At 72.8% G+C, this 18,534-nt stretch carries 18 protein-coding genes; 9 read left to right on the forward strand and 9 right to left on the reverse strand.

Translation table 11 applies throughout. The features are described from left to right. The 3 genes from AZE13_RS02950 to AZE13_RS02960 all read left to right on the forward strand — a co-directional run. Positions 1-1,358 (forward strand): S1C family serine protease (locus AZE13_RS02950; protein WP_079123639.1); only part of this gene is annotated, 1,358 nt, incomplete at its 5' end. 250 nt (positions 1,359-1,608) lie between these two features. Further along, positions 1,609-2,094 carry a sec-independent translocase gene (locus AZE13_RS02955; protein ID WP_066926451.1) on the forward strand — a complete coding sequence of 162 codons (486 nt, stop codon included), beginning with the start codon at positions 1,609-1,611 and terminating at the stop codon, positions 2,092-2,094. 119 nt (positions 2,095-2,213) lie between these two features. Further along, on the forward strand, positions 2,214-2,858 hold the full coding sequence (locus AZE13_RS02960) for a hypothetical protein (protein WP_066926453.1): 645 nt from the start codon (positions 2,214-2,216) through the stop codon (positions 2,856-2,858). A gap of 264 nt (positions 2,859-3,122) precedes the next feature. On the opposite strand, the gene AZE13_RS02965 is transcribed toward AZE13_RS02960, so the two are convergent. The 3 genes from AZE13_RS02965 to AZE13_RS02975 all read right to left on the reverse strand — a co-directional run bounded on the left by AZE13_RS02965 (position 3,123) and on the right by AZE13_RS02975 (position 6,308). Then, positions 3,123-4,286, reverse strand: coding sequence for an Mrp/NBP35 family ATP-binding protein (locus AZE13_RS02965; protein WP_066926454.1), 1,164 nt, complete (start codon positions 4,284-4,286; stop codon positions 3,123-3,125). Positions 4,287-4,387: 101 nt separating this feature from the next. After that, positions 4,388-4,969 carry a DUF1003 domain-containing protein gene (locus AZE13_RS02970; RefSeq protein WP_066927182.1) on the reverse strand — a complete coding sequence of 194 codons (582 nt, stop codon included), beginning with the start codon at positions 4,967-4,969 and terminating at the stop codon, positions 4,388-4,390. Then, entirely contained in the window at positions 4,959-6,308 is a 1,350-nt protein-coding gene (locus tag AZE13_RS02975) for a magnesium transporter MgtE N-terminal domain-containing protein (protein ID WP_258527572.1), read from the reverse strand. The genes AZE13_RS02970 and AZE13_RS02975 overlap by 11 nt, the downstream gene beginning before the upstream one ends. Before the next feature lie 359 nt (positions 6,309-6,667). Between AZE13_RS02975 and AZE13_RS02980 the strand changes: the two genes are divergently transcribed. Next, positions 6,668-7,564, forward strand: coding sequence for a hypothetical protein (locus AZE13_RS02980; protein ID WP_079123640.1), 897 nt, complete (start codon positions 6,668-6,670; stop codon positions 7,562-7,564). Between the two features lie 223 nt (positions 7,565-7,787). Here AZE13_RS02980 and AZE13_RS02985 read toward each other — a convergent pair whose 3' ends face one another. Together AZE13_RS02985 and AZE13_RS02990 are read right to left on the reverse strand one after the other, a co-directional pair. Continuing rightward, positions 7,788-8,327, reverse strand: a complete 540-nt coding sequence (locus AZE13_RS02985; protein WP_066926458.1) for a hypothetical protein — start codon at positions 8,325-8,327, stop codon at positions 7,788-7,790. Positions 8,328-8,380: 53 nt separating this feature from the next. Beyond that, on the reverse strand, positions 8,381-9,511 hold the full coding sequence (locus tag AZE13_RS02990) for a magnesium and cobalt transport protein CorA (RefSeq protein WP_066926460.1): 1,131 nt from the start codon (positions 9,509-9,511) through the stop codon (positions 8,381-8,383). A 571-nt stretch (positions 9,512-10,082) separates the two neighbouring features. Between AZE13_RS02990 and AZE13_RS02995 the strand changes: the two genes are divergently transcribed. The 4 genes from AZE13_RS02995 to AZE13_RS03010 all read left to right on the forward strand — a co-directional run bounded on the left by AZE13_RS02995 (position 10,083) and on the right by AZE13_RS03010 (position 13,205). Further along, on the forward strand, positions 10,083-10,721 hold the full coding sequence (locus tag AZE13_RS02995) for a suppressor of fused domain protein (protein WP_066927186.1): 639 nt from the start codon (positions 10,083-10,085) through the stop codon (positions 10,719-10,721). 70 nt (positions 10,722-10,791) lie between these two features. After that, on the forward strand, positions 10,792-11,430 hold the full coding sequence (locus AZE13_RS03000; protein WP_066926462.1) for a DUF6758 family protein: 639 nt from the start codon (positions 10,792-10,794) through the stop codon (positions 11,428-11,430). Between the two features lie 150 nt (positions 11,431-11,580). Further along, on the forward strand, positions 11,581-12,432 hold the full coding sequence (locus AZE13_RS03005) for a PHP domain-containing protein (RefSeq protein WP_066926464.1): 852 nt from the start codon (positions 11,581-11,583) through the stop codon (positions 12,430-12,432). A gap of 167 nt (positions 12,433-12,599) precedes the next feature. Continuing rightward, positions 12,600-13,205, forward strand: a complete 606-nt coding sequence (locus AZE13_RS03010; protein ID WP_066927188.1) for a MarC family protein — start codon at positions 12,600-12,602, stop codon at positions 13,203-13,205. Between the two features lie 129 nt (positions 13,206-13,334). Here the strand turns inward: AZE13_RS03010 and AZE13_RS36700 are convergent, their stop codons facing one another. The 3 genes from AZE13_RS36700 to AZE13_RS03020 form a co-directional block, all read right to left on the reverse strand. Further along, a complete protein-coding gene (locus AZE13_RS36700; protein WP_093485054.1) occupies positions 13,335-13,487 on the reverse strand; it encodes a hypothetical protein in 153 nt (50 codons plus the stop codon). Positions 13,488-13,620: 133 nt separating this feature from the next. Beyond that, positions 13,621-14,520, reverse strand: coding sequence for an alpha/beta fold hydrolase (locus AZE13_RS03015; RefSeq protein WP_066926466.1), 900 nt, complete (start codon positions 14,518-14,520; stop codon positions 13,621-13,623). Positions 14,521-14,618: 98 nt separating this feature from the next. Continuing rightward, the gene (locus AZE13_RS03020) at positions 14,619-16,871 is read right to left on the reverse strand and encodes a DEAD/DEAH box helicase (RefSeq protein WP_079123641.1); all 2,253 of its coding nucleotides are present in this window, start codon (positions 16,869-16,871) and stop codon (positions 14,619-14,621) included. 327 nt (positions 16,872-17,198) lie between these two features. Between AZE13_RS03020 and AZE13_RS03025 the strand changes: the two genes are divergently transcribed. Beyond that, entirely contained in the window at positions 17,199-17,936 is a 738-nt protein-coding gene (locus tag AZE13_RS03025; protein WP_066926470.1) for a ferritin-like fold-containing protein, read from the forward strand. A 52-nt stretch (positions 17,937-17,988) separates the two neighbouring features. On the opposite strand, the gene AZE13_RS03030 is transcribed toward AZE13_RS03025, so the two are convergent. Next, complete coding sequence (locus AZE13_RS03030) at positions 17,989-18,282, reverse strand: hypothetical protein (RefSeq protein WP_066926472.1); 294 nt, start codon at positions 18,280-18,282, stop codon at positions 17,989-17,991. Positions 18,283-18,534 lie beyond the last annotated feature (252 nt).

Below are 18,534 nucleotides of genomic sequence, written 5' to 3' on the forward strand. Positions count from 1 at the left end.
AGCCGCAGCCGCAGCCGCAGCCGCAGCCGCAGCCGCAGCCGCAGCCGCAGCCGCAGCCGCAGCCGCAGCCGCAGCCCGCCGCGCCGCCCGGCCAAGGCCCCGACCAGGCCTTCGGTGCCCCCGCCGGTCCCCCCGTTGCTCCTGCCGGTCCCCCCGGCGCCCCCGCCGGGCAGGGCGCCTGGCAGCAGTACGACCCGTGGAGCGCGCCCCTCCAGGGCGGCCCGGCCGTACCGCCGCCCGCCGCCCGCCGCGGCCGGCGCGGGCCGCTGGCCGTCGGCGCGGTGGCACTGGCGCTGCTCGCCGGCGGGATCGGCGGCGGGGTCGGCGCCTATGTCGAGCGCTACGGCGGACTCAGCGACATCGAGCTGCCGCAGGCGGGCGAGGACGCGGGCGGCCGCAATCCCGGCAGCGTCGCCGGGATCGCGCAGGCCGCGCTGCCCGGGGTGGTCACGATCCACGTCCGGGGCAACAGCGAGCAGGGCACCGGCACCGGCTTCGTGCTCGACCGGCAGGGACACATCCTCACCAACAACCACGTCGTGGAGCCGGCCGGCACCGGCGGCGAGATCTCGGTGACGTTCAGCGGCGGACAGACCGCGAAGGCCAGGGTCATCGGGCGGGACGGGGGCTACGATCTGGCCGTCGTGCAGGTCCAGGGCGTCACCGGACTGCGGCCGCTCACGCTCGGGAACTCCGACACGGTGCGGGTCGGCGACCCGGTCGTGGCGATCGGCGCACCGTACGACCTCGCCAACACCGTCACCGCCGGGATCATCAGCGCCAAGGAGCGCCCGATCACCGCCGGCGGCGAGAAGGGCGACGGCAGCGACATCTCGTACGTGGACGCGCTGCAGACCGACGCCCCCATCAACCCCGGTAACTCCGGTGGCCCCCTGGTGGACGCCAAGGCGCGGGTGATCGGTATCAACAGCGCCATCCGCGCGGCCGACACCGGCAGCGGACCGGACAGCGGCCAGGGCGGCAGCATAGGCCTGGGCTTCGCCATCCCGGTCAACCAGGCCAAGCGGGTGGCCGAGGAGCTGATCAACACCGGCCGGGCCACGCACCCGGTAATCGGCGTCACGCTCGAGATGGAGTACGACGGGGACGGCGCGCGGGTCAGCCGGCGCGGCAAGGGCGGCCGGGAGCCGGTCTCCCCGGGCGGCCCCGGCGCCAAGGCCGGGATCCGGGCAGGCGACGTGATCACCAAGGTGGACGGCGCCGCGGTGCACAGCGGTGAGGAGCTGATCGTGAAGATCCGCAGCCACCGGCCGGGCGACACGCTGATGCTGACCCTGGACAGGGGCGGCAAGGAGCAGTCCGTGCGGCTCACACTGGGGTCCTCCACCGCCGACTGACCGGGCACCGGCCGACTGACCGGACACCACTGGCCGCCGGACACCGCCGGCTGACCGGACACCGCCGGCTGACCGGACACCACTGGCTGTCGGACACGGTCGGCTGCCCGGAGACCGCCGGCTGACCGGACCGGCCGTTCGCGCGGTGTTGGCACGGGTGACTCCCGTGCGGCGTGCGGGGCCAGGTACCGTGATAGCCGGCCTGGTCCCCGGGCCGACGGAGGCCGCGGATGACCCAAGGAGCTGCACGGTGTTCTTCGACATAGGACCCCTGGAGGCGGTAGCGATCGTGGTCCTCGCCGTGCTCATCTTCGGCCCGGACAAGCTCCCCAAGGTCATCCAGGACGTCATGGGCGTCATCCGGAAGATCCGGGAGTTCTCCGACAGCGCCAAGGAAGACATCCGCAGCGAGCTGGGACCCGATTTCAAGGACTTCGAGTTCGAGGACCTCAAGCCCAAGAACTTCGTCCGCAAGCACGTCCTGGAGAAGGACGAGTACGGCCTCAAGGAGCTCGCCGAGATCCGGAACGGCTTCGACCTCAAGCAGGAGATGAACGAGGTCGCCGACGTCGTGACCGGCCGCGACGGCGGCTCCTCCGCCGCGTCCGCGGGCGGCGGTTCCCCCCTGAGCCTCTCCAAGGAGCCCCCGGCCGCCGCCGGCCGTCCCGACCTGCTCAAGAAGGCCGGAAACACGGGGCCGGACGAGCGTCCGCCGTTCGACGCCGACGCCACCTGACACACTCCGGCATGTCCGGGCTGTGTTGACCATATGGCTATGCTCCGGGTGTCCGGGGTTTGGTCGCCTGAGGGGGGCGGGCCGCCCACGACACAGGGCAACAAGGAGGCTCCGCGCAGATGGAGACGACGAGTCGGACAGCGGAACACGAGGCGACCACCACGGCCGGCCGGAAGGTCGACGGCTACCTGCTGGCAGCGTTCCCGTGGTACGGCCTCGACGAGGCATTCAACGGTCCGCGCTGGCTGATGCAGGTCGGCGCGGCCGCGGACGGAACCGTCGAACACGGCGCCACCGGGCATGGTGAGGAGCCCACCATCAAGGTGGAGTCGCCGCAGGACGAGCGGTTCGCGGTCGTGGTGACGGTCGCCAGCCGCCCCGTACGGCGCAGCGCCGACGGCACCGGTGTCCTGGAGGCCACGTCGGTATCGACGGCCGCCTGGCTCGCCGGCGCGGGGCTGCTCGCCCACACCTGGCCGACCCAGATGGAGCGCTCACTGCGCCAGGACTGGCTCGACCAGCAGACGATGCTCGCCTGGGAGCTGGCCGACGACCTCGGGGGCGGGGGCTGGAGCGAGCTGATGCTGCCGGTGGACGGGGTGCCGACCTCGTTCGCCTACCGCGAGTCCGAGTACGGCTGGGTCCTGGCGGGCTCGGCGAGCGAGGGCCCCGACGCGGTGCACATCGGCGCGTACGGGCGGGGGATGAGCGCCTATGGCCTGGGCTTTTCCGTCGTCAAGGACATTACGTCGTACCGAGAGTAACTGGCGCTGACGGCCGGTCGGAGACGCGAGGACGCCGGCTGCGCTGCCACCGCCTGGGCTTTTCCGTCGTCAAGGACATTACGTCGTACCGAGAGTAACCGGCGCTGACGGCCGGTCGGAGACCTCGGCGCGTACGGAGCCCGAGAGCGCGCCGGTGCATGACAAAGGGGGCGGATCCCGGGGGTCCGCCCCCTTCGCGCGTCAACAGGTACCAAGGAGCCCCTCGGGCCCCCGTACGAGCCAGGGCGCGCGACGTCAGGAGTCTCAGAACTTGTTGCGCGGGGTGATGCCCAGCGACATCCCCGCCAGACCCCGCTGGCGGCCGCCCAGCTTGCCGGCGATGGTGCGGATCGCCGAGCCGGCGGGGGAGTCCGGGTCGGTCAGCACGACCGGCTTGCCCTCGTCGCCGCCCTCACGGAGCCGGACGTCGATCGGGATGGCGCCGAGCACCGGCACCTGCGTGCCGGTCGTCCGCGTCAGTCCCTCGGCGACCCGCTCGCCGCCGCCGGTGCCGAAGACGTCGACCATCTCGTCGCAGTGCGGGCAGGGCAGCCCGGACATGTTCTCGACCACGCCGACGATCTTCTGGTGGGTCTGTACCGCGATCGAACCGGCCCGCTCGGCGACCTCGGCGGCGGCCTGCTGCGGAGTGGTGACGACGAGGATCTCGGCGTTCGGGACCAGCTGGGCCACCGAGATGGCGATGTCGCCGGTGCCCGGCGGCAGGTCCAGCAGGAGAACGTCCAGGTCACCCCAGTAGACATCGGCCAGGAACTGCTGGAGGGCGCGGTGCAGCATCGGGCCGCGCCAGACGACCGGGGCGTTGCCCGGGGTGAACATGCCGATCGAGATGACCTTCACGCCGTTCGCCGACGGCGGCATGATCATGTTCTCGACCTGGGTCGGGCGGCCGTCGGCGCCCAGCATGCGCGGTACGGAGTGGCCGTAGATGTCGGCGTCGACCACACCCACCTTCAGGCCGTCCGCCGCCATCGCCGCCGCCAGGTTCACCGTCACCGACGACTTGCCGACGCCGCCCTTGCCGGAGGCGACGGCGTAGACCCGGGTCAGCGAGCCGGGCTGGGCGAACGGCACCTCGCGCTCGGCGGTGCCGCCGCGCAGCGAGGCGGCCAGCTCCTTGCGCTGCTCGTCGCTCATCACGTCCAGCTCGACCCGGACGCCGGTGACGCCCTCGACCCCGGCGACCGCGTCGCGTACGGAGTTGGTGATCGTCTCGCGCATCGGGCAGCCGGAGACGGTGAGGTAGACCACGACCGCCACCGTGCCGTCCGCCGCGATGTCCACCGATTTGACCATCCCCAGTTCGGTGATGGGGCGGTGGATCTCGGGGTCGTTCACCGTCGCGAGTGCGGCCCGGATCGCGTCCTCGCCCGGCGCGGAGCCTGTGGGCATGTCGGTAGCAGCCATGCCCCGATGCTACGCCGCGTGAGGCGACCTCCGGAAAGGCCGTCAGCGGTCGTCTTCATCACTCCGGCCGGCGGTCGCGTTCGTCGCCTTCATCGCTCCCGTCAGCGGTCGCTTTCCTCCCCTTCCGCCTCCACCAGCTGCCGCAGCTCCAGCTCCCGCAGCAGGTCCTGGATCTCGTCACGGATCCAGTCGCGGGTGGCGACCTCGCCCAGGCCCATCCGCAGCGCCGCGATCTCCCGGGTGAGGAACTCGGTGTCCGCGATGGAGCGCTCGTTCTGCACCCGGTCCTGCTCCATCTCGACCCGGTCCCGGTCGGCCTGGCGGTTCTGCGCCAGCAGGATCAGCGGGGCCGCGTACGAGGCCTGGAGTGACAGGGCCAGGGTCAGGAAGATGAAGGGGTACTGGTCGAACCGCAGGGGGCCGGGCGCGGCGACGTTCCACAGGACCCAGGTGATGATGGTGCCGGTCATCCAGGCGATGAACCGCCAGGTGCCCAGGAAGCGGGCGATCCGCTCCGACATCCGCCCGAACAGCTCGGGGTCGTACTCCGGCAGGAACGTACGGCGGGGCAGGCGCGGGAGGTCCAGGCGCACCCGCGGCCGGTCGACGGCGGCGTTCCGCCGGACCGCCGAGGCGCCGTTCGCCCGCCCGCGCTCCCTGCCGTCCCGGTCCTCAGGAGCCATCGCCGGCCGTCCTCCCGCCGGGCAGCCCGCCACCGGGCAATCCGCCGCCTGGCAAACCGCCACCGCGCAGGCCTTCGCCGGGCAGGCCCTCGCCGTGCAGCCCGTCCTCCCGCCAGTCCTCCGGCAGCAGGTGGTCCAGGACGTCGTCGACGGTGACCGCGCCCAGCAGGGCACCCCTCTCGTCGACGACCGGCGCGGCCACCATGTTGTACGCGGCGAGGTAGCTGGTCACCTCCGGCAGCGCGGTGTCCGGCGGCAGCGGCGGCAGGTCGGTGTCGGCGATCGAGCTGACGAGGGTGAACGGCGGGTCGCGCAGCAGCCGTTGGAAGTGCACCAGGCCCAGGTACTTGCCGGTGGGGGTTTCATCCGGCGGCCGGCAGACATAGACCTGGGCGGCGAGCGCGGGGGAGAGGTCCGGGTCGCGGACCCGGGCCAGCGCCTCCGCGACGGTCGCCGCCGGGCGCAGCACGATCGGATCGGTGGTCATCAGCCCGCCCGCCGTGCGCTCCTCGTACGACATCAGCCGCCGCACGTCCGCCGCCTCCTCCGGCCGCATCAGGTCCAGCAGCCGCTCCATCTCCTCCTCCGGCAGCTCGGAGAGCAGGTCGGCGGCGTCGTCCGGATCCATCGCCTCCAGGACGTCCGCGGCCCGCTCGTCCTTCAGCTTGCCGAGGATCTCGATCTGGTCGTCCTCCGGCAGCTCCTCCAGGACGTCGGCGAGCCGGTCGTCGTCGAGCGCCGCGGCGACCTCGGCGCGCCGTTTGGCGGAGAGATGGTGCAGCACACCGGCCAGATCGGCCGGGCGGAGCTGCTCGAAGGTGGCCAGCAGGCTCGCCGCGCCCTGCCCGTGCTCCTCCAGCGAGAAGCCGGTCACCGCCGACCACTCCACGGTCAGCGCCTCTCCCCTGCGTCGCAGCGCCCCGCCCTTGCCCTTCCGTACGAAGACCTTGTCGATCTCCCAGTCGCGCCGGGCGGGCAGCTGGGTGATGCCGACGTCGAGGACGGTGACCTCCTCGCCGGTCTCCACCAGCCGCACCCGCCGGTCGAGCAGCTCCCCGAGCACCAGCGTCTCCGACGCCCGCTGTTCGAAGCGCCGCATGTTGATCACGCCGGTGATGATGATCTGGCCCGACTCGACGCCGGTCACCCGGGTCATGGGGACGAAGATCCGGCGCCGGCTGATCACCTCGACGACCAGCCCGAGCAGCCGCGGCGGGCGGGCCCCGACCCGGAGCAGCGCGACGAGGTCCCGCAGCCGGCCGACCTGGTCGCCGTTGGGGTCGAAGACCGCGCTGCCGGAGAGATGGGAGACGAAGACCCGGGGAGTCACCACCGCCATACCGAGCGCCGCCCTTTCTCCCCGTCTCTCCCGTCCTCGTCGTCCGTCGTCCGCCGCCTGGTGCGCGGCGCCCGGTGCGCGGTGCGCGGCGCCCGGCGTACGCCGCCCGGAGTGCGGCAGACGGCACACGGCGCTCGGCACGAACCGGAGCCGGAGGACGCCGGAGGACGAATACGGCATGAACCGGAATACGGCCTGAAGTCGGGTTCAGGCTAACGCGTCCGGGTCTCCACCGCCCCGGGAAGTGAGGCCGCAGGGTGACGCCTCGCGAGCCTCTCCGGGCCGCTGCCGCTGTTCCCGTGGCCCAGGTACGCTGCCGTCTGCTGTCGAGGTCACCCGCATCAGGAGGCAGAGCCGACGTGAGCGCAATCCCCCCCGGGGCCGGCCCCCGCCCTCCGGCGCCTGTGCCGGAGGTTCGCCGTACCGGACGGGTCGCGCTGGTGGGGGTGGCCTGCGCGGCGCTGTCCGCGGCGCTGGTGGGCTGTGCGGGCGAGGACCCGGACGCCGGCACCAACGGGGTGGGAAAGCTGCCGCCCGCGACGATCGAGGCCAAGGCGCGGGCCGCGGCCGAGCACGCCGCCACGGTTCACCTCTCCGGCAAGGTCGTCAGCAAGGGCGTGACGTACACGCTCGACATGAGCCTGGCGAAGGACGGCGCCCGGGGCGGGCTGACCACCCGGTCCGCCGGCTTCCAGCTGCTGCGGGTCGGCCGTGAGCTCTACCTGAAGGCCGACGCCGCCTTCTGGGCCGGCGAGAAGGGGGCCGGGAAGCCGGGGGAGAAGCCCGGCGAGAAGGCCGGAGAGAAGCCCGGCGACAAGGCCGGAGGGAAAGCCGGAGAGAAGGCCGCGGGGAAGAACGGCTCGTCCGGCGGGTCCGGCGTGCCCGACCCCGAAACGGCGCGGAAGCTCGGCGGCAAGTACGTGAAGGTGCCTGCCGCCGACCCGGTCTACCAGCGCTTCAGCGGCTTCACCGACAAGGCCACCCTGCTCGCCGGCCTGCTGGGACTGCACGGTGAACTGACGGCCGGTGACCGCGGCACGGTCGACGGCACCCGCACCATCCGGCTCACCGCCGGCGCGGGAACGGGCGGCACCCTGGACGTCTCCCTGGAGGGCACGCCCTACCCGCTGCGGCTGCAGCGGGCCGGCGGTGCGGGGGAGCTCCGGCTCGCCGACTGGGGCAAGAGCGTGGACCTCAAGCCCCCGCCCAAGGATCAGGTCGTGGACTACGGCAGCAAGATCTCCGCCACCGGCTGAGCGTATGGGGGGATGCCCTTACGGGGGCGCCCTTACGGGGGGTGCCTTCAGGGGGGCTGTCCCTTACGGGGCGGTCGAACAGATCCCGTAGGGGTCGAAAGGCCCCCCTGCGGGGCCACAACGTGGTGGAGGGCGGGAGGTATTCCCGTGGCGGCGGGGCGCATTCCCGAAGTGACGGGGCGCATCCGTGGCAGCGGGAGGTGTTCCCGTGGTGGGGCGCCGGTCAGCCCTTCCGTCCCCGGCGCAGCAGCTTGGGCAGTGCGGCCGGGATGGGGCGACGGGTGATCGCGGCGGACGCCAGCGGCGGTGCGGCGTGTGCGCCCTCCGGCATCCGGCCGGGGCGCTGGGCCGCCTCGCCGGAGGACGGCTCCAGACGCAGCACCCGGCACTCACGCGCCCAGCGCGCGGTGAGGGAGTCCGCGTCCGGTGCGTTCAGCCGCTTGCCCTTCAGCTCCTCGACCGTGGCCTGCCAGGCCTCGCTCTCCGGCGCCGGCTCGACGACCCTGGCCTCCCAGGCGACCAGCCGGCCGCCCTTGTCCTTGCTGCGCACGGTGACCGTCGCCGGGCCGCCGTCGGCCAGCCCGAGGTCGGCCAGCGGCTGCTCACCGGGGCCGCCCACGAGGCAGGCGGCGCCGTCGTGCCAGACGTGCCACAGCGCACGGGCCGGGCCCGTCGTCCCCCGCACCCAGATGAGGCCGGACTTCTTCGTGGCCTCCTCGATGAGCGCCCGATCCTGCAGGGCCTGCGACACGGTCTCCGTCATACGGCTCAGCCTAATGGCTGCCGATGGCGCTGCCGATGGGGCTGCTGGTGGGGCTACAGCCACCCGTTCCGCTTGAACCCCCGGTGGATGCCGAAGCAGATGGCGACCGTGACGACCAGCACCGCCGGATAGCCGTACTTCCACTTCAGCTCGGGCATGTACTCGAAGTTCATGCCGTAGATCCCGGCGATCATCGTCGGTACCGCGAAGATCGCCGCCCAGGCCGTGATCTTGCGCATGTCCTCGTTCTGCGCGACCGCCGCCTGGGAGAGGTTGGCCTGCAGGATGGAGTTGAGCAGATCGTCGAAGGACAGCACCTGCTCGTTGACCCGCGCCAGGTGGTCGGCCACGTCCCGGAAGTACGTCTGGATGTCGGAGTCGATCAGCCGCATCGGCCGCTCGCTCAGCAGCTGCATCGGCCGCAGCAGCGGTGACACGGCCCGCTTGAACTCCAGTACCTCACGCTTGAGTTGGTAGATCCGCCCGGCGTCGCCGCCCTTCGCGGGGCCCTTGGGGCCGTTGCCCCGGCCGTTGGTCCCCGAGCTGAAGACGTCGATCTCCACCTCGTCGATGTCGTCCTGGACGGCGTCGGCCACCGCCAGATAGCCGTCGACGACCTGGTCGGCGATGGCGTGCAGCACCGCGGACGGCCCCTTGGCCAGCAGCTCCGGGTCGTCCTGCAGCCGGTGCCGCAGCGCCCGCAGCGAGCCCTGGCCGCCGTGCCGCACGGTCACGATGAAGTCCCGCCCGGTGAAGCACATCACCTCACCGGTCTCCACCACCTCGCTGGTCGCGGTCAGCTCGGCGTGCTCGACGTAGTGGACCGTCTTGAAGACGGTGAACAGCATGTCGTCGTAGCGCTCCAGCTTGGGCCGCTGGTGGGCGTGGACGGCGTCCTCGACGGCGAGCGGGTGCAGCCCGAACTCCTTGGCGATACCGGCGAATTCGGCCTCCGTCGGCTCGTGCAGCCCGATCCAGATGAAGCCGCCGCCGGCCCGGACCTGCGCCATCGCCTCGGCCGGGGTGACGTGGTCGCTCACCCGGCGCCCCTCGCGGTAGACGCCGCAGTCGACGACGGCGCTGTTCACGCAGACCGCCGGGGCGGAGTTCTCGCAGTGGTACGCGGCGGCGTCGCGGCGCCGGGACGGGCGGACGGCGGCGCGCAGGTCGCGGATCATCGACATGGCTGGCTCCTTCACGGGCCGGCCGTCAGCTGCCGGCGCACGGCGCGGCGCCGCCCGGAGCGGGGGCGTACAAGCGGCGTTGACTGTACGTCCGCTGCCATGCCTGCCCCGCCGCGCCGACGGCGGGCGGGGAGGTACGGGCAGAGCGTGGTGCGGAACACTGACGGCAGTTCGCAGAGACACGGAACAAAGAGTCGAAGGCGCTCTTCCGTCATCTCCGTCGGGCGCAAAGGCGCTTCCCTGGTTTCGCCGCGCGGCGGCGGGGTACGGAAGCTCTCGGGTCAGGAGACGCGATGCGCGAGCGGGATGGCGGGAGAACTATCGGTACTGCACGGTCGACTCGGATCCACCGCAGCCCCACCTCCTCCGGCCGGTCCCCGCTGGGGGACGACGTCATTCGCTGACCAGACGGCAAGGTTATCAGTCGCCTGATGCGATAAGGCGCTACTTTGCCTGTTCGATACCGAACCCCCGGGCGCCTCCATGCCGAACCGCCGGCACTTCGCCACCGAACCCCCGGTACGTCGACACCGGCCCCTCGCCCCCCTTGCTCGCGTCCTATGCTCGCGGCATGTCTGACGTTCTTGAGCTGGTCGAAGCACGGTTGCGGACGAGCCTGGGCGAGCCGGACGCACGGGCCGCGGTGACCTTCCTCGGGACCGACCGTATCGAGGTGCTCCGCTTCGTGGACGGCGATGTGGTGCGGTACGCCACGCTCGGAATGTCCGCACAGCCCATGACCGATCCGGCCGGCGCCTCGCCCGACCACCGCCCCTCAACGAGCGGCTTCGCCGCGCCCCTTTCGATCGTGATCGCGGACCCCTTGCGCGGCCCCCGCGCCGAACTCGTGCTGTCCGTACGTGCCGGCCGCGCGGACACCGACAAGGTGCTCAGGGCGCTCGCCGTGCTCGCCGCGTCCCCGCAGGTCGAGGGGGTGGTCGTGGCGCCGGGCGGATCGCTGGACGTGGGCGGGCCGCTGTGGCCCGGCGCGCCCTTCACCTCGGTCCTGGTCGCCGAGCCGGGCGGGCTGATCGAGGATCTGGAGCTGGACGCTCCGAGCGACCCGGTGCGGTTCCTGCCGCTGCTGCCCATGACACCCAACGAGGCCGCCTGGAAGCGGGTGCACGGCGCCGAGGCCCTCCAGGAGCGCTGGCTGCGGCACGGTACGGACCTGCGGGACCCGCTCCGTACGGGCGTACCGCTGACCTGACCGGCCCTGGGCGCACCGGTCGAGTGATCGTCCTTGACGCGATGGCGGGCCTGGAGGACTGTTGGTCCTTATGAGGGGCGAACCCAGTTGTCCGAAGTGCGGAGGCCGGGTGCGGGCGCCCGGCCTCTTCTCCGACACCTGGCAGTGCGCCGTGCACGGCACCGTGCACCCGCTCCAGCCGGTCGTCCCGCCGAGCGTCGAGGCGCTCGGCGTCGTCGTACACCGCTCACAGGTGCCGGTGTGGATGCCCTGGCCGCTGCCGCTCGGCTGGCTCTTCACGGGTGTGGCGTACGCGGGCGACGACCGCAGCGGCGGCCGGGCGACCGCGGTGGCCTGCTCGGGCCCCGGACCGCTGGGCGGACCGGGCGAACTCCTGCTGATCGCCGAGGAACTGGGCGTCGGACTGGGCGCGCGCTACGCCGGGATGGACGGCCCGGACCCCGGCCCCCACATGTGCGTGGACAAGCCGCCGCAGGCCAAGGTGCTCGCCGCGGGCCGCCCCACCCCCCTGTGGCACGTCGACGGCGCCCCGCCGGACCGCGCGGTGTTCGCGGGCGAGGCGCGCGGGCTGTGGCTGTGGGCGATCGCCTGGCCCGAGCAGTCCGGGATGCTGATGTACGACGAGCTGGTGCTCACGGACCTGCGCGAGGCGGGTGCCGAGGTGGATCTGGTGCCGTGCGGGGCGCTCTCACCGCGGATCCTGGGCTGACGCTGCGGATCCTGGGCTGACGGGCCTGCTCACCGGCCGGTGCCGGGCACCCGCCCGGTATCCTTCAGAGGTCCCGCTACGTGACCCGCGCCCGGTGCCGGTTCCCGTAGCCGTCCCGCTGTCCGTCCCGCGAAGTCTGGAGTCCGCGTCGTGCGCATCGATCTGCACACCCACTCCACGGCCTCCGACGGTACGGACACCCCCGCCGAGCTGGTACGGAATGCCGCCGCGGCCGGGCTGGATGTCATCGCGCTGACCGACCACGACACCGTCGCCGGCCACGCCGAGGCGCGTGCCGCGCGGCCCGAGGGGCTGACGCTGGTCACCGGCGCCGAACTCTCCTGCCGGATCGACGGCGTGAGCCTCCATATGCTCGCCTACCTCTTCGACCCCGAGGAGCCCGAGCTCGCCCGCGAGCGGGAGCTGGTCCGCGACGACCGGGTGCCGCGCGCCCGGGCCATCGTCGCCAAGCTGCGTGACCTGGGCATGCCGGTCACCTGGGAGCAGGTCGCCGGGATCGCCGGGGACGGCGCCGTGGGGCGCCCGCACATCGCCACCGCCCTCATGGACCTGGGCGTGGTCCGCTCCGTCGACGAGGCTTTCCGTACGCTGCTCTCGCACGACGGACCGGCCTACGTGGAGAAGCACGAACTCGACCCGTTCGAGGCTATCCGGCTGGTCAAGGGCGCGGGCGGGGTCACCGTCTTCGCGCACCCGCTGGCCGTCAAGCGCGGCCACTGCGTACCGGAGAGCGTGATAGCCGAGCTGGCCGCGGCCGGCCTCGACGGCATCGAGGTCGACCACATGGACCATGACGCACCGACCCGCGCCCGACTGCGCGCGATGGCCGCCGATCTCGGCCTGCTGACCACCGGCTCCAGCGACTACCACGGCAGCCGCAAGACCTGCCGGCTCGGCGAGTACACCACCGACCCCGAGATCTACGGCGAGATCGTGCGCCGCGCGACCGGCGCCTTCCCGGTTCCCGGCACGGGCGGATGAGCGGACGGCCCTTCGCCGTCCCTGTTCCCGTCCCCCCTCACCCACCTCACTTCACCTAACTTCTCCTTCTTTCGGTCCCGCCCGCCGCCCCGGCCCCTGTACGGGCCCGTGCGCCGCGCAGGTCCGTGCGTCCGCTCGTCCGTACCACCTCTGGCAAGGCCTGCACCGTGTTCGACGTCGCCGTCTTCAGTACCCTCTTCGTCACTCTCTTCGTGATCATGGATCCCCCGGGGATCACCCCGATCTTCCTCGCCCTGACCTCCGGCCGGCCGGCCAAGGTCCAGCGCCGGATGGCCTGGCAGGCGGCCACCGTCGCCTTCTGTGTGATCGCCGTGTTCGGCCTCTTCGGGCGGCAGATCCTGGGCCGGCTGCACATCTCGACGCCCGCGCTGATGATCGCGGGCGGACTGCTGCTCCTGCTCGTCGCGCTGGACCTGCTGACCGGGAAGTCGGAGGAGCCCACCCAGACCAAGGATGTCAATGTGGCGCTGGTGCCGCTGGGCATGCCGCTGCTGGCCGGGCCCGGCGCGATCGTGTCGGTGATCCTCGCGGTGCAGCACGCGCACGGGATCGCCGGCCAGGTCTCGGTCTGGGCGGCGATCGTGGCGATTCACCTCGTGCTGTATCTGGCGATGCGGTTCTCGCTGGTGATCATCCGCGTGATCAAGGACGGCGGAGTGGTCCTGGTGACGCGGCTGGCGGGCATGATGCTCTCGGCGCTGGCGGTGCAGCAGATCATCAACGGGGTACTGCAGGTGATCGAGGGCGCGTGAGCGCCACAGCACGTGCCTTGTCGCCGCAGCACGCGCCTCATCCCGCAGCACGCGTCGGCGCCCCCGTACGGCAGGTCCGTACGGGGGCGCCGTGGTGTGGGTACCAGGTGGTCCCAGCGGGCGTCGGTGTTAACGGGCGGCGGTGTCGGCCGGGCGGATGTAGATGCGCTGGCCTGTGGCGGCGGCCTGCTGCACGATCCGGTTGACGGAGGCGGCGTCCACGACGGTGCTGTCCACGGCGGTGCCGTCGACATCGTCCAGGCGCATGATCTCGAAGCGCATACGGGCTTCTCCCTTCGTCCGATCCTCCTGCGGAGAACTGAGTGTGCGGGCCGGGCTTCGTTGCCGGGCTCCGTAGGGGTCAACGACTGACAGGGAGCAATAATTCCCTACGCTAACGAAATTTTTTACCCGTCTAATGAATCCGCTGCGTCCGCCGCGCGGCCGGGCGGCCGTCGGTCCAGAAAGCCGTGAGGGCCTCCGCCGTGCTCTCCGGGCGCTCCGCGTTCGGGGAGTGCTCGGCGCCCTGGATGACCGTGCGGTGCGCGGAGAGCCGCTCGGCCATGGCGTCCAGCCACGGTACGGGCCACGCGTAGTCCACGGCTCCGGAGATCACATGGGTGGTCAGCCCGGTGCGGGCCAGCTCCGCGACCCGGTCGGGTTCCTCCAGCATCTGGCGGCCGGTCGCGATCAGCTGCTCGGGGACGGTGTTGAGCCAGCGGCGGTGCAGGAACGCGCGGATCTCCGGGGGCGTCGCGTCATCCGCCGCCTCCGGGGGGTCCAGCTTGCGCATCGCCCGCCAGACGCTCTCCATGTCCAGCGAGCCCAGTGCGTCGATCAGCATCCGCACCCGGGCCTGCTGGGGCGCGTCGATGGCCGCCGGCCCGGAGCTGAGGGCGGTGAAGGAGGCGAACGGGGCCGCGTCGAGCAGTACGGCGGCCCGGGCGATCAGCCCGCCCAGGGAGTGGCCCAGGAGGTGCAGCGGGCCGCCGTCGGACGCCTGGACCGCCCGCGCCTGGGCCAGTACGTCGAGGGCCAACTCCCGTTGGCTGTAGGCCTGTTCATCGCGCGGGCCGGATGATTCGTGCTGGCCCCGGCCGTCCACCGCGACCGCCCGGAAACCGGCCGCGGCCAGCGGCGCCAGCAGGGCGATGAAGTCCTCCTTGCCGGCGGTGAACCCGGGCACCAGCAGCACGGTCCCGATCTGCGTGCCGCCCTCGGGACGGGCGTCGTGTACGGCGAAGGCCCCGCGGTCGGTGCCGAGCCGGTACGCGCGGGCGCACGGGGGCAGCGTCAGGGTCGGCGGCTTGCTCATGGGCCGAGGTTATCCGGGCCGGCGGGGGAGCCGGGGCGAGATGCCGACGGCCCGGCACCCGCGGGGAGCGGGGCCGGGCCGTCGGCCGGTGCCGGGCGTCAGCTCTCGGGCGTTGCCTCGGCCGGGGCGGCCTTGGCGCGGGTCCGGCGGCGGACCGGCTTGGCCTCGGCGGCATCCGCCGTCCCGGCGGCCGGCTTGGCCGCGGCGGACTTACGGGTGCGCTTCGGCTTGGCCGGGGCGTCCTCGGCGGGGGCCTCGGCGGGAGCCTCAGCCGTGGGGGCCTTGGCCGTCTTCTCCGCGGCGGCCGCGGTCTTCGTGGCCTTCCGCGCCCGCTTGGGCTTGGCCGGCGCGGCGTCCTCCGCCGCCTCGGGGGCGGCGTCCGTCTCCGCGGCGGCCTTGGCGGCGGCGGTGCGGGTCCGGCGGCGCGGCTTGGCCGGAGCCTCGGCCTCAGCGGCGGCCGCCGGGCCCTCCGCCGTGTCGACGGCCGCCACCGCGGCCTCGGACGCCTCGGCGGTCTCCGGGCGGGCGGCCCGGGTGCGACGGCGGCGGCGCGGCTGGGCGGGCACCTCCGGAGCCTCGGCGGCCTCGGCGCTCACCTCGGTGTCGGCGGCCGGTGCGGTCTCCGTGGCGTCGGCCCCGGCGACCGGCACGCCGGCGGACTGGCCGCCCCGGGTGCGACGGCGGCGGCGCGGCTGACGGGGTTCACCGGCCTCGGTGGGGGCGGCATCCGTCGACCCGTCCGGTGCAAGCACCGTTCCCCGAGCTCTCGGTTCCGCTCGAGCAGGGGAGGCCCCAATCACCGGAGCGGCTGACGCCGCGCCCCCTGCTGCTTCCGGAGTGGCCGGGCCGTCCACCGGTGCGCCGCCGCGGGTACGGCGGCGCTGCCGTGGCGTACGGGTGCGCCGGGGGCGCTCCTCCGTCGCTTCGGCGCCCCGGCGGGAACCGCGGCCGCGGCCGCCGGTCTCGCCCAGGTCCTCGACCTCTTCCGCGGCGAGCCCGGCCCGGGTGCGCTCGGCGCGCGGCAGCACGCCCTTGGTGCCCTCGGGGATGTCCAGCTGCTCGTAGAGGTGCGGAGAGGTGGAGTAGGTCTCCTCCGGCTCGTCGAACGGGAGCTCCAGCGCCTTGTTGATCAGCTTCCAGCGCGGGATGTCGTCCCAGTCGACGAGGGTGACCGCGGTGCCCTTGGCACCCGCCCGGCCGGTGCGGCCGATGCGGTGCAGGTAGGTCTTCTCGTCCTCGGGGGACTGGTAGTTGATGACGTGCGTGACGCCCTCGACGTCGATACCGCGGGCGGCGACGTCGGTGCAGACCAGGACGTCGACCTTGCCGTTGCGGAAGGCGCGCAGCGCCTGCTCGCGGGCGCCCTGGCCGAGGTCGCCGTGCACCGCGCCGGACGCGAAGCCGCGCCGGGAGAGCTGGTCGGCGATGTCGGCGGCGGTCCGCTTGGTGCGGCAGAAGACCATGGCCAGACCGCGGCCCTCGGCCTGCAGGATGCGGGCGACCATCTCCGGCTTGTCCAGGGAGTGCGCCCGGTAGACGTGCTGGGTGATGTTGGCGACCGTCGCGCCCTCGTCGTCCGGCGCGGTGGCACGGATGTGGGTGGGCTGCGACATGTAGCGGCGGGCGAGGGAGATGACCTGGCCCGGCATGGTCGCGGAGAAGAGCATGGTCTGCCGCTTGGCGGGCAGCAGCTGGATGATCTTCTCGACGTCGGGCAGGAAGCCCAGGTCGAGCATCTCGTCGGCCTCGTCCAGCACGAGGGTGCGGACGTGGGAGAGATCCAGTTTCTTCTGCCCGGCCAGGTCCAGCAGGCGGCCCGGGGTGCCGACGACGACGTCGACGCCCTTCTGGAGGGCCTCGACCTGCGGCTCGTAGGCCCGGCCGCCGTAGATCGCCAGCACCCGGACGTTACGGACCTTGCCGGCGGTGAGCAGGTCGTTGGTGACCTGGGTGCACAGCTCGCGGGTGGGGACCACCACGAGGGCCTGCGGCGCGTCGGTCAGCTCCTCGGGCCGGGCGCGGCCCGCCTCGATGTCGGCGGGGACCCGGACGCACTCGATGAGCGGCAGGCCGAAGCCCAGAGTCTTGCCGGTGCCGGTCTTGGCCTGGCCGATGACGTCGTTGCCGGAGAGGGCGACGGGGAGCGTCAGCTCCTGGATGGGAAAGGGGGAGATGATGCCGACGGCCTCAAGGGCTTCGGCCGTCTCGGGGAAAATTCCGAGGTCTCGAAACGTGGACAGGATCTTGCCTCTTCTGTGAGACGCGGCGTGAGGCGGCGAAGGGGGTCGTACCGCTCCGTCGTACGGTTTCGCACGGGCCCGGCCAGATGGCGGCCGGTGGGGCGGGACCACTGCCAACGCTCAGGCACTCCTGCCGCGAGCGGTGTCCCTCCTGCTGTGCGTACGTCGCGTACGCGCCGCGGGGGAGGGCGGTCGGTTTGGAGCCGATCGGGCCACCGACCGGGCATCCGCTTCGTGGAACGACCCACCGGTTACCGGCAGGTCCAATACCACTGTACCCCGGATAGCGCGTACCCATCCGAAGGCATGTATGAGTGAGGAATACATCACGTCGTCGCGCGCCGCCCGGCGGGCGGCTCCGCACGGCGTTCCCGCCGGTGATCGGAAGTGGCCGGGCAGGGCCTTCCCCGCGCCGCTGAGCGGGCTATTGTGCCGGTCATGGGAACGCCTGACAACGCCGCTGCCGACGCGCAAGAAACCACCGGGATCGCCGCCCAGAACTGGGCGCAGGCATCCGCCGACCCGCAGTACCGGGCCGCCGTGATCGACCTGCTCGGCGCGCTCGCGTACGGCGAGCTGTCCGCCTTCGAGCGTCTGGCGGAGGACGCCAAGCTCGCACCGACGATGGACGACAAGGCCGAACTGGCCAAGATGGCCTCGGCCGAGTTCCACCACTTCGAGCGGCTGCGGGACCGGCTCGCGCAGATCGAGGCGGAGCCGAACGAGGCGATGGAGCCGTTCGCCGGCGCCCTCGACGAGTTCCACCGCCAGACCGCGCCGTCGGACTGGCTGGAGGGACTGGTCAAGGCGTACGTCGGCGACTCGATCGCCAGTGACTTCTACCGGGAGGTCGCGGCCCGGCTGGATTCGGACACCCGCGGCCTGGTGCTGGCCGCGCTGGACGACACCGGACACGCGTCGTTCGCGGTCGAGAAGGTGCGCGCGGCCATCGAGGCCGACCCGCGGGTCGGCGGACGGCTCGCGCTGTGGGCGCGGCGGCTGATGGGCGAGGCGCTCTCGCAGGCCCAGCGGGTCGTCGCGGACCGTGACGCGCTCTCCACGATGCTGGTGGGCGGGGTCGCCGACGGCTTCGACCTGGCGGAGGTGGGCCGGATGTTCTCCCGGATCACCGAGGCGCACACCAAGCGGATGGCGGCGCTGGGGCTGGCGGCCTGACGCCGGCGCCCCGGCGAGGGGGCCGGGCGGGTCAGCTGGCCGTCCGCCTCGGTCAGCAGGCCGTCCGGTGGCCCTTCAGGGGCGCGGCCGGCCGCCGGAGGCGGGGGTGTGCGGGGCGCACCAGGACGGAGAGCAGGGCCGCGCCCACCGCGACCGCGGCGACCAGGACCTGGACCGGGTGGCCGGGGCCGAGGATCGAGCGGGTCAGCAGCGCGCCGAGCAGCGCCGCGGCCGGGCCCGTCGCCAGGGTGAGGGTGCGCGCGGGGAAGCGGTCGGGCAGCCGGCGCATGGCGGACAGGGCGATGACGAAGCCGATGAGGACCGCTCCGAGCGCTTCCCAGATCATGCTGTTCCCTCCCGCGTGCCGGTAATGGGCCGCGTGTCGACGCCGATGGCGCGGTGCCGGCGAGACGGTGCCGCTGATTCCGCTCATCCCGTACCGAAGTGGTCCGCGCCGACCGGTTTCCGTACCGACCGGACGAACAAATCGGTCGTAGGCGGTCGTACCCAAGGGCCCATGGCAGCAACCCTCCTGTCCCGGATCACCTGCCTGATCAGCGGACCCGGACCGACCCGAACGGCCTGAACTGCGAAAAGG

Origin of the sequence: Streptomyces sp. NBRC 110611, from assembly GCF_001590865.1 — a bacterium.
In the GTDB taxonomy this organism is placed as follows: Bacteria; Actinomycetota; Actinomycetes; order Streptomycetales; family Streptomycetaceae; genus Streptomyces.

What these genes read in the sequence shown, in the direction of transcription:
- AZE13_RS03000 (WP_066926462.1), top strand. Translation starts at nt 10,792, where the DNA reads ATGAGGGGCGAACCCAGTTGTCCGAAGTGCGGAGGCCGGGTGCGGGCG.
- AZE13_RS36700 (WP_093485054.1), bottom strand. Translation starts at nt 13,487, where the DNA reads ATGCGCTTCGAGATCATGCGCCTGGACGATGTCGACGGCACCGCCGTG.
- AZE13_RS03030 (WP_066926472.1), bottom strand. Translation starts at nt 18,282, where the DNA reads ATGATCTGGGAAGCGCTCGGAGCGGTCCTCATCGGCTTCGTCATCGCC.
- AZE13_RS02970 (WP_066927182.1), bottom strand. Translation starts at nt 4,969, where the DNA reads ATGGCTCCTGAGGACCGGGACGGCAGGGAGCGCGGGCGGGCGAACGGC.
- AZE13_RS02975 (WP_258527572.1), bottom strand. Translation starts at nt 6,308, where the DNA reads ATGGCGGTGGTGACTCCCCGGGTCTTCGTCTCCCATCTCTCCGGCAGC.
- AZE13_RS02995 (WP_066927186.1), top strand. Translation starts at nt 10,083, where the DNA reads ATGTCTGACGTTCTTGAGCTGGTCGAAGCACGGTTGCGGACGAGCCTG.
- AZE13_RS02960 (WP_066926453.1), top strand. Translation starts at nt 2,214, where the DNA reads ATGGAGACGACGAGTCGGACAGCGGAACACGAGGCGACCACCACGGCC.
- AZE13_RS02985 (WP_066926458.1), bottom strand. Translation starts at nt 8,327, where the DNA reads ATGACGGAGACCGTGTCGCAGGCCCTGCAGGATCGGGCGCTCATCGAG.
- AZE13_RS03015 (WP_066926466.1), bottom strand. Translation starts at nt 14,520, where the DNA reads ATGAGCAAGCCGCCGACCCTGACGCTGCCCCCGTGCGCCCGCGCGTAC.
- AZE13_RS03025 (WP_066926470.1), top strand. Translation starts at nt 17,199, where the DNA reads ATGGGAACGCCTGACAACGCCGCTGCCGACGCGCAAGAAACCACCGGG.
- AZE13_RS02990 (WP_066926460.1), bottom strand. Translation starts at nt 9,511, where the DNA reads ATGTCGATGATCCGCGACCTGCGCGCCGCCGTCCGCCCGTCCCGGCGC.
- AZE13_RS02965 (WP_066926454.1), bottom strand. Translation starts at nt 4,286, where the DNA reads ATGGCTGCTACCGACATGCCCACAGGCTCCGCGCCGGGCGAGGACGCG.